This window comes from Paenibacillus sp. CF384, from assembly GCF_900106745.1.
GTDB lineage: Bacteria > Bacillota > Bacilli > Paenibacillales > Paenibacillaceae > Paenibacillus_Z.
Genome location: NZ_FNNV01000027.1, coordinates 1 through 15,165 on the forward strand (window position 1 = coordinate 1; position 15,165 = coordinate 15,165).

Sequence of the window (15,165 nt, forward strand, 5' to 3'; positions counted from 1 at the left end):
GTAAAATCGTTTGCAGGATGGTGGTAAACATAGTAGACTTTTTCATAGGGCCGCCTCATTTCGGATGTTTGTAGGGGTACAAACACATTACCGAATGAGCGGTCTTTTTGCTACCTTTTTTTGGTTAATCAACAGTCCTGCATGTTATGCAACATTCGGATACCGGTCAGCACGTTCATCAAGCAATCCTGACGAACAGCACGCAGAAAAGCACCTGACCATATGGTCAGGTGCTTTTCTAGATACTGTCTCAGCTTGAACCGCTATTAGTACGGCTTGATGACTTCAGAGCCGATTTTCTGCTTGCGAACGAGCTGCTTCGCGCGATCCGAGAACTGATCGTACGTCTCTTGCGGGATTTGAAGACCGCCTTGGTAAGGAGCCGTTGCAGTAGACGAGTAGATCAATGCAATGTTTGGTCTTGGCTTGTCCGAACGGTTCGGCGTACCGCGGTGCCACATGCGGTCGTCACGAATCATGATGGAGCCGGCAGGCATGTGTGCTTTGAAGGAAAGCATATGCGGAGCAAGCTCAGTCTTGTTCAACACTTTCGAGCTGTACCAGCTATCTGGATGCAGATGCGTGCCGCCCGGCCAAACTTCCATCGGACCGTTCTCATCATTGACGTCTACGAGCGGGTAATTCACGACAAGATTGGTGATGGGTACGTTCACACCAAAGCGGCTGCCGAATCTAGCCCCCGTGTCGGCGTGAACATCTTGAGACTTCGTGCCTTTAGGCATCGACGTGTTTGAAGCAAAATAAGTAAGCTCGCAATCGGAGCCAAGAATTTGATCCACAATATCCGTTACAAAAGGATGCGCAATAAGCGACTCATCGCAGAACGGGTGCTCAAACGGCAAATACATGCCGATATGGTTCGTGCCATCATGGAAGCCTTCTTCGAGGCTGAATCCGTTCTTCGCCATGAACCCTTCGAGGTAGTCACCGATTCTGTTGTTCAATTGATCGATTTGCGTCCGCGGCAGCACTTCTTCAATCAGCACGTAACCATTAACTTGAATCAACTGTACAGCCAGTTCGATTGTCGAAGGCAACAATTTACCGGATGCCAGTTCTTCTGCACTAACTTTCACTTTATCCCATCCAATCTGTTTAGCTGTGGTAAGAATGCGCTTGCTAAGCTATAAAATAACAAATTCATTCCCACTTGGAAAGCTTTAATTGGTGAAACGGCGTTCACCAATCTGCAGATGAGACATCGAATTGAACTCCTATTTCGTTAAAGCCAAGCGAATCTCATCTACTTCTATCGTGCCTTCCTTTACTTCAACAAATACTTCACCGCCCCGAATTCCGGCGATTCCGTATCCTGTAGCAGTGCACAAGAAGCTGCTATAATCTCCCCGTACCTTCGGCGAAACGTAGAGTACACGCTCCACTGCATCGTACCGAATACCGCTCCAGCCTTGAAGGATGCCATAAGAAGCCATTGCTCTTGCATACCAATGTCCGCACTCGTATTCATCGAAGGGATTTCTTACGCTTCCGTCGTACCGGTCGCGGCAAACGCGCACAATGTCCAGCCCTTCTTCCACGCAGCCAACCGACATTAAATGCGAGGCGACTTGATATTCGATACCGGTCCAGACTTCGTTGCTATATACGAACGGGAGCGACAGCTGCCCCCCCTTCGGCCATGTGCAAAGCAGCAGTCCGCCATCTCTGCCGAGCGCAAATCCGGACCGCTGCGGGTTGGCATGCTCGGATAAGTCACGTTTAAGATTGTATTTATAAATGCTTAGCAAGTGGGATTTAACCATCTCGCGATCCAAGATATCCCCGAGACCACACATTTCCGCGATCCACGCTCCGATGACCCCGTCCGACAAGCAGCCTTTTCCATATTGATACTTAGGGCCCTCCTGCTGCAGCAGCTCTTGCGCCTCCCTGGAGTAGTTGACATTCCAAGCTTCAGGCCCTTCCAATGTTTCTGCCGCCTTGAAGCTGTCATTCCCTTGTGGAACCAATTTGGACGGATCCGGCGCGCGAAGCCCCTGCCACATAATCTTTTGCTCGAAGTATTCGCCGTTGAACAGCTCTTGCTCCAAATACGTCCTGCCCTTGCGATAAAGCTCTTCGTATTCGTTCGAAGGGTCTCCCAGCGCTTCACCCATGAGGGAAGCTGCTTTAAGCGCGCCAATATAGATGGAAGAGCACATGCCGTCCGGTCCCCAGAATTCGATGTCGTACGTATTGTGGTGCGGCTCGATCAAAACTCCCATGCCATCGGGGTCCCAAAGCTCCTTGCAATACATCAAGCTTTGCTTGATTTGCGGCCAATACTTCCGGAGCCACTCGGTATCCCCGCTGATTCTCCATTCACGGTATGCCTTCATGATGCCGCCTAACTGGCCATCCGAAGCCGCGTGATACTTGTGACTCGCCGGCTGAATAGGCAGTGGCACCCGGAAATTCTGATGCCCGCGTTCATCCTGTCCTTCCGTAAATTCCGTAACCCGCAAGCTGCGCTCCAATTCTGGAAACAGATGCGGCACCGCTTGCGCATAATTCCAGACATGCGTACATGAACCGCTGCAGCTGCCTTCTGTGAGCTGCTGTCCTTCCCAGCCCCACATACGGCCGTCCGTCTGGCGCATGACGGTAGGCGATTTCAGAATCGTCAGATTCGCGGTTATGGCATCCTTGGCCTCCGAAGGAAGCGAGGTTCCATAGAATGTATCGCTAAATGTCAAACTTCTTTCGCGCAGCGAATCATACTGGCGGAACCAGTACTCCGAAACTTCCGAAACGGTTGCGAATTTACCCGCATACCAAGGTTTATGGTATTCTCCGGCCCAATCCGCTTGTTTAGCTTCTTCGACGCCTTCAATCAGGTTTGTCTCCGGCACATACCACGATAACATAATTCGAACGACCTGCCGGTCACGAGGGGCTAGCGTAAGCGGAATATACAGACTTCCGCCGGGACTTGGCTTCCCTTCCGTTACTTCAGGATTTTCCATACTTTGGCCTGCTTTAATCGCGTTCCAAACCATCGTTAATGAGTCGAACCACCCGCCGCGGAACCAAGCGCAGTCGGCTGTGGCGTTCGGATGATCCGTGAAGGCGCTGAATGATCCTTCTTCCCATGGCTTGCCTTCGGCAGCGGACTGCTCAAGTACAAAACCTTTGCCTGATTTCGAGCTGTATACCCGTTGTTTCGTCGATTTATTGGACGCCATGAAGTTGGATGCATGAAGGGAATACACGAGCTCGACAGGGCGATCTGTTGGATTGATTAAGGTAACTTCGAGTGCCGCTGCCGGCAAACTCGAATCATCCGCTTGCAAGGGAATAAACGGGCTCCAGCCCGTAATCGACGCCTCGACAGGCAGCCGATCATCATGCAGCTCTACAGTACCAAAAGGAAACTTTGCATGAAACGTGCTGCTCTCAAAGCGCGGCAAGCCGAAGTGTTTAGCGAACAACCCGCTGCCGGGATTCATCGACTCCGCTTTATTGCCGTAGATCTTCCAAGAAGGAACCGGTCCTTCCATGACCCTCGCAATATTGCCCTGCTCCTCTTTGACGCATAAGGCGGAAAAGATGATAGGCTCATGCGTAATATTAGGTGCTTGACGCAAGGAGAAATGGGACATCGCCCCCGTTCCCTCCAGGCAAAACATCCCCGCTCCGATTCCGCCAAGCGGATAAGCGATATGAGAATTGCGATCCCCCGAATACGATTGACTATACGATTGCTGGCTCACACTGTTTCCCCCTTAACGAGTCTCCATCCATCATAAGCGTTCTCTTACCCTATGAATACGAGTTTCATGGAACCGATTACAAATCTCACCCTAATTGATTAAAACTTTCTACTGGAGTGGGGGCAACTACAACAAAAGAGCCGCAACATTTGCGGCTCTTTCAGCTTTCCTATAACCGTACTACAGACTTCGTCTCGCTCGCTCGGATGATTGCATCCAGTACCTGTTGATTGCGATAACCGTCCATGAATCCTGGCAGACCGCTGGGATCCTTGCCATCCAGCATCGCGAGAAAATCGGAATACTGGGAAATTTTGCACGAGCTCGGCACATCGAGTGTTGATCGGGATAGCTGGCCAGGCTCTTCCTCGCGGATCCAGATCAGTTTATCCGGATTTTCGGTGGATGCATGAATCGTTCCGAAGTCGCCATAGATAGATATTTCATGCTGGTTGCCTGATCCGATTGCATTTCGCGACGTTTGGAAGACGCCCATCACGTCGCCTGTCATCCGCGCTTGGAAGCTGGCAAAGTCATCGACTTCAATCGGAACCATTTTCCCAGTTGCCGCATCGGGACGTTCCGTAATAATCGTCTTCAGGTGTGCGGACAGCTCTTCGAACTCACCGAACAGGAAACGCGCTAAGTCTATCATATGCGAGCCGAGATCGCCGAGCGTTCCCGTGCCGGTAATGTTCTTATCGAAACGCCAGACATACGGAACCTTGTACTGCGCCGCGCCCCAGCCCTGAAGATATTGTACGGAGAAGCTGCGGATTGCTCCCAGCTTGCCCTGCTTCACAAGTTCACGAGCGTAACGAAAAGCAGGCGTATAACGGTACGTAAATCCGATCATCGCCGCTACCGGCTGCTGCTTATATAGCTCAAGCAGCGGCTCCGCCTCCTCGAATACGCGCGTGAACGGCTTCTCTGCCATGAATGGTTTGCCTGCCTTCAAGCACGCCCGGATAATGTCCGCGTGCACATGATTCGGCGTTGCCGATACGATGGCATCTACATCCGGGTCTTCAACTAGCGCATGAAAATCGGCGTACCGCTTCCTTTCATCAAGTCCGAGCTGATTGCCGACTCGGGTCAGCGCCTCCGCGTTCACATCGCTCACGGCTACAACCTCAAACCGCTCGCCTTCCTCAGCCAACCAGCGGATATGCGCATTTGCCATGCCGCCAAGACCGATTAAACCAATACGAAACTTGCTCATTGCTGTTCCCCCTCTCCCGTAACCACTAAGCCTTTACTGAAATCGGCTCCAGCGGTGCCGAATGACCGTATACCGGAGCAGCCGTGTCGCTTGGCGCTGCCCAATGCACGCCATTAGCGATGACACGAAGAATTTCTTCGTTGTAGTAAGTCGGATACGTTTCGTGACCCGGACGGAAGTAGAAGATTTTGCCCTGTCCGCGATTGTACGTAACGCCGCTTCTGAACACTTCGCCGCCCTCGAACCAGGATACGAATACTAACTGGTCCGGAGCCGGGATATGGAAATGCTCGCCGTACATTTCTTCCTTCTCCAGTTCAATATATTCCCCAATTCCTGAGGCAATCGGATGCGCAGGATCGATGACCCAGATACGCTCTTTGTCATCCGCTTCCCGCCATTTCAATTGCCCTGTCGGGGTACCAAGCAGCTTGCTGAAGATTTTGGATGCATGACCGGAATGCAGAACGATAAGTCCCATGCCTCTCAGAACACGATTATATACCCGCTCCACAATCGCATCGTCTACCTTGTCATGAGCCAAGTGCCCCCACCAAATCAGAACATCGGTATTGGCTAGTGTCTCCTCGGACAAGCCATGTTCCGGCTCAGCAAGTGTCGCTGTCTTCACGCTGATTTGCTCGCTGGACAAGCCATCCGCTAACGCACCGTGAATTCCTTTTGGATAAATTGCCGCCACAGCGGGATTGTTGATTTCATGCAAATATTCATTCCAAACGGTTACTTTGATCATATTGGCTCACCATCCTGTTAGTTGTACCGGCAAAGAGATCGATACGGCCGGTTTGATAAGTAAGGGGGTATAATCACTTGGATTATACCCCCTGGTTGTAATCCTTACTTTCCGTTTGCTGCACGCCATTCGTCCAGCTGTTTCTGAGCCTCAGTAATGATTGTGTCAATGCCTGCCCCTTGGAGTTTCGCAAGCAGCTTCGGTATTTCAACCTCTGGATCAAGCTGACCGGATTGCAGACCCGGATCGAACGTGCTCTGTACTTTGCTTACGGCAATCAGCTCGTTCTTCACAGGCTCAGAGTTGAATACGAAGCCGAGAATCGGCGAAGGATTGCTCGATACCTTCTGGTTAAACTCTTCATAGTTCTTGTACTTATTCGGGTCTTCGCCTACACGAGTGTAGTTCAGCATTTGGTTTCCGATTTGCCACATGTTGTCGTGATAGAAACCGACCGTATCCTGAGTTTTGCCGTCCGGCAGCGCAACTTGACCATCTTTGAGCACATAATGCGTGCCTTCCACGCCGAAGTTGAACAAGCTCAGCAGCTTCTGATCCTTGTAGAACAGGTTAAGCAGCATCATCGCACGAGCAGGGTCCTTCGAGGTTTGCGAAATCCCTTGCATCGTTGCAGCGAGTTTCGTTGTTTGCAGTCTGTCGATGTTCAGCGGCACTTGAATAATGTCGCTGCCTACGCTGCTTGTTTTGCTAGGCATCAACTGCGGCAAGCCGATTTCGGTGCCTGCCAGAATGTCCAAGTCGCTGCCGATGGAAGCAAATGCCGTCTTCGCTTGGAATTTCTTCCAGATATCTACGCCAGGCGTTGTTGCATCCTTATTGATGTAGCCGGCTTTGAACCACTCACGCGTCAGCTTGGCAAGCTCCATATAGCGCGGTGTTGCATAGGTATTCACGACTTTGTACGTATTATTCGGATCGGTATCTCTTAGATCAAGCCCAATTGGGCCAACGATGTTCGCTGTGCTGCCCGAACCGTAGTAAGCACCAAGCGGGAACGAAGGTCCAACGGCAGGCGTTACGCCAGGCTCATTTTCCTTGATTGTTTTCAAGATAGGTCCGAGGTCTTTGAACTCGCCGGACTTCAGCGCGCTTAAGTCCAGATTGTACTTGTCTATGAGTGCTTTGCTGATCGCGACACCTTGCGGATTGCCCAGCTCTTGATGCACGTGAACGCCGTAGATTTTGCCGTTGCGCAGCGCGCCATCATGGAACTTGCCTTCAATCGCTTCGATATCCGGCGCATTCTGTGCCAGCAGATCGTCGAGTGGAAGCAATCCTCCTTTGTTCACCTGTGCATCGAAATTCATCCAGTTTGCCGTCCAGATCAGGTCGAACTTTTGACCGGAGGACATCATCAGGTTCGTCTTGTCTGCGTAGGCGCTCCAATCGATCGGGTTCAGCTTAACGGTCATATTCATGTCCGGATAGGTTTGTTTCAAGTAATCATTCATCGCCGTTTGCACGACGCCAAGGTCGTTCTGCTTGCCATCGGGATAAACCATGACAACCTCGTACGGCTCCAGCGCTTTAGGTGCTTCGGTATTAGTCGTGCCCGTGTTGGTGTTCGTGCTCTCTTGCGCTTGATTCGAGGGCTTCTCGTTATTGGCCGTGTTGTTGCCGCTGGAGCAGCCGGCCGCTACGAGCGAGAGTGAAAGGAGCAGCGATGACAGAACAAAGGAGCCTTTCGATACCATTTTCATTTTCTGTAACCTCCCATAATGAATGCTCTATATGATGACTTTATACTAAATCGGCATATGCCGAGTTCAGCCTTTTACAGCGCCTACCGTCAGGCCTTTCACAAAATACTTCTGCAAGAACGGGAACACCATCGCAACCGGCAGCACCGCGATAATCGCCATCGCCATCTGCAGCTCCTCTAGTGGAAGGATTTGCGTGGACGATGCATCAATATGCGCTTTGCTCGCAATGGCCTGCAGGTATTGTGCATTCATGAGCGTGTTGTAGAGGAAATATTGCAGGTTGTACAGCCTGTCGTTGTTGATAAACACCAAGCTCGTGAACCAATCATTCCAGTACGTCACGATGACGAACAGTCCAATCGTCGCAAGAACCGGAAGCGACAGCGGCAAAATAATGCTGAAGTACGTCCGATACTCGCTGGCCCCGTCAATTTGCGCCGAATCCACTAAAGATGGCGGGATGCTTGTCGTGAAATACGTCCGCATGATGAATACGTTGAATCCGCCTAGCAACCCTGGGATGATGAGAGCCGGAAGCGTGTCTTGCAAGTGCAGAAACTTCGTATACACGAGGTACCATGGGAGCAAGCCCCCGCCGAACAGCATCGTGAACAGCACGTAGAAGCTGAGTAAATTACGGAACGGAAAATCATTTCTCGACAAGGTGTATGCCAGTGCCGATGTGACGAACAAACTTACGATCGTACCGACTACGGTGACGAATATCGAAACGCCGTATGCGCGAAGAATAGGTTCTGCGTCATGCATGAGGAAGCGATAAGCGGCCAGATCGAAATCTTTGGGCCAGAAGCTGTATCCGTATTTGACCAATGCATTTTGACCCGTAAGCGACACCATGAGGATAAGCCAGAACGGAAGCAAGCTCGCCAGACTGACGATGATAAAGAATACAATGATGATCGGGTTCGTCCGATTGCTGTTGTTCATGCTCTCCCACCTTTTAGAATAAAGCTTTATCACTGCTCACTCGTTTCACAATCATATTGACCGATACGACCAAAATAAATCCGATAACCGACTGAAGCAGCCCGGCCGATGACGCTAAATCCGTATCTCCGGAGACTAACAGCGCGTTGTATACGTAGGTATCGATGACCTCCGTGACATCCTTCAGCATGCCTGAATTCATTGTCACCTGATAGAACAATCCGAAGTCCGCATTGAAAATTCGGCCGATCGACAGCAGCGTGAGGATGATCATGATCGGGATCAGGAACGGAACGGTTATCTTCGTCATTTGTTTCCACTTCCCGGCTCCGTCAATCATCGCCGCCTCGTAATATTCCTTATCGATTCCGACGATTGTCGCCAAGTAGATGATCGATCCGAATCCGACTGACTTCCAGCTGTTCACGATGATCAGAATATACGGCCAGTACTTTGGTGACATATACCATGAGACAGCCTCGTGCCCCGATGGCTCCAGAATCGCTTTGTTGATGAACCCCAGATCCGGGTTAAGGAAGCCGAATACGAGATAGGCCACGACCACCATCGATATGAAATGCGGCAGGAGCATCGAGCTTTGGAAAAACTTCGACAGCACCTTGCTCCTCACCTCATTGAGCAAGAGTGCCAGCAGAACCGAGAGAGCCGTATTGATGACGATAAAAGCGATGTTGTATAACACCGTGTTCGCGATAATGCGCCAAATGTCATTGGTGGCGAACAGAAATTTGAAGTTATCGAAGCCGACCCAGTCGCTGCCCCATATGCCTTTGGAGAAGTTCAAGCTCTTGAATGCGAGGAATATGCCGAACATCGGCATGTAGTTATTAATCAGCAGCAGCAATATTCCCGGTAAGGCCAATATCCACAGCGCGTGATATTTCAGCAGCGCCCGAAACGGATTACCCGTTCTCCCCTTCGCTTTCTTGATTGCCGTCGCCGCCGTTGTAACCGGCTGATCTGCGCCTGCTCCCATGTTGTTCACCATCCTGTTGCTTCTTGATGTGATCATCATACCGAGAATCCGATTGTGCCCATACCGTTTTTGTCACCCTCGCCTAGTCGATTTGTGACATCTTCATGTGGACATACCAAAAAAACATGGCCATAATCGGCCATGTTCCTTTGTTCATTCCCTGCTACCATTACGACTGCCTCCGATACTCCTGCGGATTCACCCCGGTATACTTCTTGAACGTCCTCGTAAAATGCGAGAAGTTCGAGTAGCCAACCTGCTGGGCGATTGCGCTGACCGTCATGTCCGTTGAATCGAGCAAGTGCTTCGCGCGATTGACTTTCGTTTCGATGAGATAATCGATCAAGTTGCGCTCCGTCTCTTTCTTGAAGAGTCGAGAGAGGTAAGCCGGATTGAGATTTACATAGGCGGCTACATCCTCGCGGGAGATATCCTCCTCGACGTTCTCACGCATGAAGTAGATGGCTTTCTGCACGAAACCATCTGCTTCTTTGTCGCGGAACACGGTATCCATCACAGCCGAAACCAAATGGACGGCCCAATACCTGAACTGGGCGAGCGTGCGGATCTGCGCCGTTGACCACATCGTGAAATTCGGAATCTGACTGACAGCGATGCCGCGGCCATACAGAAAATGATAGATGACCTGCAGAAACTCATGCAGATACGTCTCAAGCTGCTTCGGCGTACTGTTCGGATTTTGCTCCAGCTTCGCCACATGCTGCCCGATTAATGCGATGACTTTATCGCGGTTACCGCTTGCGATCACGCTCATCCATTCGGAAATTGGCGTGCTCACCGGCTCACCAGAAGCAGGAGCCATTACTCCCGCCACTGATGCAGCCTTATTATAAAGCAGCACCGAATGCGGTTTGGTCACGTTATTTCGCTCCATGTCCTTCAGAGCATCGCATAGTCCCGGCAGCTCCTGAAGCGGCGCACGATATCCGATATAGCAGGAGATCTGACAGTAGAAGTAGGACAGACAAGCCTCTTTGAACCGCTCCACAGCTTGAACCCAACCATCCGGGCCATCTCCATCCTCGTCACCAGCTCCATGATCACCATACGCCAGCACGAACAGAAATCCGTTCCTGTCCGTCACCGCATGTCCGCGCCGCCCGTCCAGCAGCATTTCCTCCGCTGCTTTCTTCACCGCATACTCCAGAATTTCCTGGTCCCGCTCCGGCAGCACCTTCGTCCATTCTTCCAAACTAATCAGAATGGGCTGCACCTCATCGCCCGATGACAGCGCAACTTGAGCATCCTGCAGCGCACGATCCAAGAAATCTCCGTAAGACAGGATCCGGCGGGACAGCATATCCTGCCAGAAATGCTCAACCAGCAGCGGCTGCTGTTTGTTATATAACGCATAATATTTCTGATACTTCTCGTTGTAATCCGACAGCTCTCTTCGTTCATGAATCGAATCGATCATACGCTCGACCACCTGCGCCAGCTCCTCGCTGTCGACCGGCTTCAGCAAATAGTCGAAGCTCCCAAGATGCACAGCCTGCTTCGCATAGGTAAATTCACTGTGACAGGTCAGAAACACAAACTCCGTCAGCGGGTAATGCTCCTTCACCCAGCGTATCAGCGACAGCCCGTCTTCATCAGGCATCTCGATATCGCAGATCAGAATATCGATCGGCTTCTCCTGCATAAGTATCCTAGCTTCATCCGCGCTGCCGGCGGCATACACCGCTTCAATGCCCCGCGATTCCCAATCCATGCAATTCATTATGCCTTCTATGGCGAACTTCTCATCATCGACGATCAGCATTTTACACTTTTCCAACGCAAGCTCACTCCTCCGCATATTCAATCGGCAGCAGGAGACGAATCCTTACGCCACTTCGTTCATTCGGACTAAAAACCAGCTCAGCCTTCTTCCCATATTGCATCGTTAATCGCTTCTTCACATTCCAGATCCCGATATGATGATCTTCCGAATCAGGGGCATACCCGTCATCATTCAATTCAGCGAGCTTCTCGCTCGTCATGCCTTTGCCATTATCCTCAATTACAATCTCCACCATCTCTTGCTCACCTTGGACACGCCGCGCCGACAACTGCAGGATGAACGGCGCGTTCTTCACACTCATGCCGTGAATCATCGCATTCTCCACGAACGGCTGCACGATCAGCGAAGGCAGCTTGGCACGCAGCAAGTCATCTGGCACGTGAAGCTCGAAGGAGAAGGAGTCTTGGAATCGCATTTTCTGAATTTCCAAGTAGTTCCGGATATGCCCCAGCTCCTGCTCAAGCGTAATCGCATCCCGCTTCGTCCTCAGACTAAAGCGGAAATATTCGACCATGTGCCGAACTGTTTTCTTCACCAGCTCGTTACGCTTCAAATCCGCCAATTGAAAAATAATATTTAACGTGTTCAGGAAGAAATGCGGGTTGATCTGCGTCTGCAAATGCTTCAGCTCCGCTTGCTGTGCGCGCAGGTTCTCCTCGTACACATCGATTTTCAGATGGGTAATCTCTTCGACCATGTTGTTGAAGGTATGGTTAATGATCGCAAACTCGGCGATTTGCGAATTCGGCAGCCGCGTGCTCATGTCGCCTTCTTTGATTCTCCGAATAGCTCCTAGCAGATGACGAATAGGATTGAATAGGATGTTCCGGAAAATAAACAAGTAAAGCACCAACATAGCGAATACGAGCAGCGGAAGAAAGTTGATGACGGCTTGAAAGCGGCTCAGACCACTGAGCAGCTCGGAGTTTGGAACAACGACTGCGTAGCTGATGCCGGCAGTCCCCGAATGCTTGTTCACCGCGAGCAGCTTGGCGTCCCCATCCTCCACGGTGAAGGAACCGTTCAGCTTTATTTTGTCCGGGGGCAGCTTCGTAATGGTCGAAAGCGGTGCGGAAGGGTTCGATAATACACTGCCGTCATCGCCTACAATTACGACACCTCCGCCGCCAACATCCAGGTTGCCGAGTGGTGTTTTCAAGCTATTAATGTTGATAATGGCGCCAATGTAGGCATTGTTCGTCAAGTCATCGCTGACCAGCCGATATAAGAAATATTGGTCTTTGATTCGAATAACCGACCACTTGTATAGATATTGCTTGAGCAATTCCGGACGCTGGAACGAGTTGTCGATCCAAGCTCTCACCGGTTCATAATACCCCGATGCCGCGCCTACAAGGTTTGTGGAATACAGCGCAGCATTCGGCATGGAGTAAACGAAGAACATATCTACCGTGTGGTAGTACGATTGATAGGTCGAGTTGCGGTGAATCAGTTCCATCTGAGCAAAATAATAATCGGAGTCCGTTAATCCCGGCTGGCCGAATCGCTGGAACTCATCACTGTTATTCACGATGTCGACCATATTCGTCGTGATATCCTCCAAGCTTCTGTCGATCATATTGAGGTTCGAATTCACCAAAGTCTGATAGGAATTCGCCACCTGGGTGAGCACAACGCTCTTGGCGTAGCCCCCTGCGAGGAACAGAATGATCAGCAGCGGAATGGTGATGGCGCAGAACAGCAGGATGAACCGGGAACCGAGCGTGTTCAGTTTATTCATATCGATGAGTCCTCCAATCCGCGTCACTAGGCAGTCTTCCCATAATTACTCTAGGAATGATCATAGCGGCAGCCTCGGAATCAAGCAAGACAAATAGAAGCCCACAGTTCCCGGAGGAGCCGTGAGCTTCACTCTATTTCTCCGTCATCGCCAGCAAATTCACAGCAATCGCATCCGGCATAATCGCCATCCCGCCATACAAACCGGTGACCGAATTATGCGTATCGGCGAAGCAATCGTCGAGTAAGCCCTGATCATAATACACCTTCGTATGCTGCAAATTATGCGGCATCCACGTCGCATCCCGGTGATCGATCATCCAGCGCATCGCTGCATTCGTGATCCCCTCCCGATAACACGTCCAATCGATGGCCGGATCAATAACCGCCCAGTCGATACCGAGCCTATGCGATTCCGCAAAGGTTTCCAACACTTCCCACTGCACATGATCACGCACCCAATTGGCGAAATACCAATCGCTGGAGCAGAAGCACGGCTTTGTATTGTAGAGCATGGGCTTATCTGCCGGCTGCCACAGATGAGTAAAAGGAAGCAACGAACGAATCCAGTACACGGCCTTCTCCTTGTACACTTCTTTGCCGGTTGCTAGATGTGCGAGCCAGTTCGCAATTGCGGCATGGCCTGCCGCGAATAAGTTCGGACTATGCAGAGGCGTTTCCCAGAAATCGCCGCCCTCCGGCCTTGTCATCGGCAAGCAATAGTCGATGGCACGCAGCGCGCCTTCCTTCAAGCGCTCGTCGCCGGTCTCTTTCCAAAGGCGAAGCAGCTCGATCGCTGGCGTAACGCATAGATCAAGCGCCGTATCCCCGGCATGACCCATCGGTTCCAGAAAAGCCCGCGCCACGACAAAATCATCCTTCATGTAATGCCGCCCATCCGGATCGAACGGGAATGCACCGTCTTCTCTTTGATGAGCCAGCAGCTCCAGGCCTTTACGCAATAAGCGGTCATGAGCAGATGCCGCACCACTTATCTCGCCTGTACCACCGCTAACCTCATCCGCCGCCGCATTCAGCGTTTTGCACTTGTCGATTTTCTCCTGCAGCGAAGCAGCTAGTGCCGTCCCTTTGCGACGCTCTATGTAAGCTTCGGCGAAACGCGGTACTCGGTGCGAATAACCTTTCTCGTGCTGCGGCGTACCGAAGCCTTGTCCTTCCTGCCAATATCGCTCATCATAGGCAAGCGCGATGCGATCAAGCGCATCCTCATAAGCCCATCTAGGTGTGGCTGGTGCAGGAAGCCCTCCACTGCGAGCGATCCAATCCGTCATTACATCGAGCGATCGGCCCGGAATGACAACAAGCTCGGCATTCCAAGCAACCACCTGCTGCGGATGGAGCTCCAATGGTTCTGCAGCATAAATTTGATTTTCCGCGTGCTCGGTTTGAGCATCCGGCACCATCAGCCCCAGTAGATGATGATTCCGTCTGTCTATGAAATTCGGAGAAGCGAATACAGGCTGCTGCACATGAACGCGGTAGTTGAACCAGCGGGTTGCATGCAGCGCCGGGTCCCACGAGAGCCCAACCGCCGTACCTTCGTGACTGACCGCCATCACCGGAAAAGCTACCTTATTCGGATGCGGCGCGACTCTGAGCGCCCACGGGTCCTTAAACCAATCGGTACCGCTCGACCACTCCTCGCCTTCCAACCATTCCACACCGGGGAAGATGGCATCTGTTTTGTTCGCTCCGAAAGAATCCGCTCCGACTTTGACCCACGGCCCTCTGACATAACGGACAAACAGGTTATAATGCGAGACAAACGAATAAGCCAGCTTCAATACAGGCTGATCACGCAATAACGTCAGCTTCACTTCGCCGTCCATTAGGGCCGCATCGAAAGGATATTGAATCCACGTATCGAACGATGTGCCTTTCAGCTTCTGCTGCACGACCAGCGCTTTCACCTTGAACGTCAGCGACTCCCCTTCATCGGATTGCGCCCGCTCGTACGACTCCGATTCCATCCGGATCGGAATCTCCTGATCCCGCAGCAGCAGCTCCCCGAAATGCTCCAATACCCCCATAAACCGCTCATCTGCCGAAAATACTTCCGCCCATCCCCATCCGGTCAATCTCTTATGCACGTCAATCCGCATATGCTCGTTAACTAATCGTATGGATTCTCCACCATAGCTGCCCTGCGTAAATTCCGGCACTTCCGATCACTCCTTCAATGTGAGGAAATTAGGTCGTCCTCTATTCCATCCTATTCGAG

At 51.4% G+C, this 15,165-nt stretch carries 10 protein-coding genes; all 10 read right to left on the reverse strand.

Features of this window, described 5'->3' with window-relative positions:
- Nucleotides 1–266 precede the first annotated feature (266 nt).
- A complete protein-coding gene (locus tag BLW29_RS28715; protein WP_177186852.1) occupies nt 267–1,097 on the reverse strand; it encodes a phytanoyl-CoA dioxygenase family protein in 831 nt (276 codons plus the stop codon).
- A 138-nt stretch (nt 1,098–1,235) separates the two neighbouring features.
- Nucleotides 1,236–3,734, reverse strand: a complete 2,499-nt coding sequence (locus tag BLW29_RS28720; protein WP_090986179.1) for a GH116 family glycosyl hydrolase — start codon at nt 3,732–3,734, stop codon at nt 1,236–1,238.
- Nucleotides 3,735–3,903: 169 nt separating this feature from the next.
- Complete coding sequence (locus BLW29_RS28725; protein ID WP_090986180.1) at nt 3,904–4,956, reverse strand: Gfo/Idh/MocA family protein; 1,053 nt, start codon at nt 4,954–4,956, stop codon at nt 3,904–3,906.
- Between the two features lie 25 nt (nt 4,957–4,981).
- A complete protein-coding gene (locus tag BLW29_RS28730; RefSeq protein WP_090986182.1) occupies nt 4,982–5,710 on the reverse strand; it encodes a ThuA domain-containing protein in 729 nt (242 codons plus the stop codon).
- Between the two features lie 104 nt (nt 5,711–5,814).
- Nucleotides 5,815–7,431: an ABC transporter substrate-binding protein gene (locus BLW29_RS28735; RefSeq protein WP_090986184.1), complete on the reverse strand. Its 1,617-nt coding sequence runs from the start codon at nt 7,429–7,431 to the stop codon at nt 5,815–5,817.
- A gap of 66 nt (nt 7,432–7,497) precedes the next feature.
- On the reverse strand, nt 7,498–8,382 hold the full coding sequence (locus BLW29_RS28740; RefSeq protein WP_090986186.1) for a carbohydrate ABC transporter permease: 885 nt from the start codon (nt 8,380–8,382) through the stop codon (nt 7,498–7,500).
- A gap of 13 nt (nt 8,383–8,395) precedes the next feature.
- On the reverse strand, nt 8,396–9,391 hold the full coding sequence (locus tag BLW29_RS28745) for an ABC transporter permease (RefSeq protein ID WP_256209021.1): 996 nt from the start codon (nt 9,389–9,391) through the stop codon (nt 8,396–8,398).
- A gap of 157 nt (nt 9,392–9,548) precedes the next feature.
- Nucleotides 9,549–11,177, reverse strand: a complete 1,629-nt coding sequence (locus BLW29_RS28750; RefSeq protein ID WP_256209022.1) for a response regulator — start codon at nt 11,175–11,177, stop codon at nt 9,549–9,551.
- A 7-nt stretch (nt 11,178–11,184) separates the two neighbouring features.
- On the reverse strand, nt 11,185–12,924 hold the full coding sequence (locus BLW29_RS28755; RefSeq protein WP_090986190.1) for a sensor histidine kinase: 1,740 nt from the start codon (nt 12,922–12,924) through the stop codon (nt 11,185–11,187).
- 133 nt (nt 12,925–13,057) lie between these two features.
- Nucleotides 13,058–15,106, reverse strand: coding sequence for a hypothetical protein (locus BLW29_RS28760; protein WP_090986192.1), 2,049 nt, complete (start codon nt 15,104–15,106; stop codon nt 13,058–13,060).
- Nucleotides 15,107–15,165 lie beyond the last annotated feature (59 nt).

Coding starts and splice junctions, on each gene's coding strand:
- BLW29_RS28725 (WP_090986180.1), bottom strand. CDS start 4,956: ATGAGCAAGTTTCGTATTGGTTTAATCGGTCTTGGCGGCATGGCAAAT.
- BLW29_RS28730 (WP_090986182.1), bottom strand. CDS start 5,710: ATGATCAAAGTAACCGTTTGGAATGAATATTTGCATGAAATCAACAAT.
- BLW29_RS28735 (WP_090986184.1), bottom strand. CDS start 7,431: ATGAAAATGGTATCGAAAGGCTCCTTTGTTCTGTCATCGCTGCTCCTT.
- BLW29_RS28740 (WP_090986186.1), bottom strand. CDS start 8,382: ATGAACAACAGCAATCGGACGAACCCGATCATCATTGTATTCTTTATC.
- BLW29_RS28745 (WP_256209021.1), bottom strand. CDS start 9,391: ATGGTGAACAACATGGGAGCAGGCGCAGATCAGCCGGTTACAACGGCG.
- BLW29_RS28755 (WP_090986190.1), bottom strand. CDS start 12,924: ATGAATAAACTGAACACGCTCGGTTCCCGGTTCATCCTGCTGTTCTGC.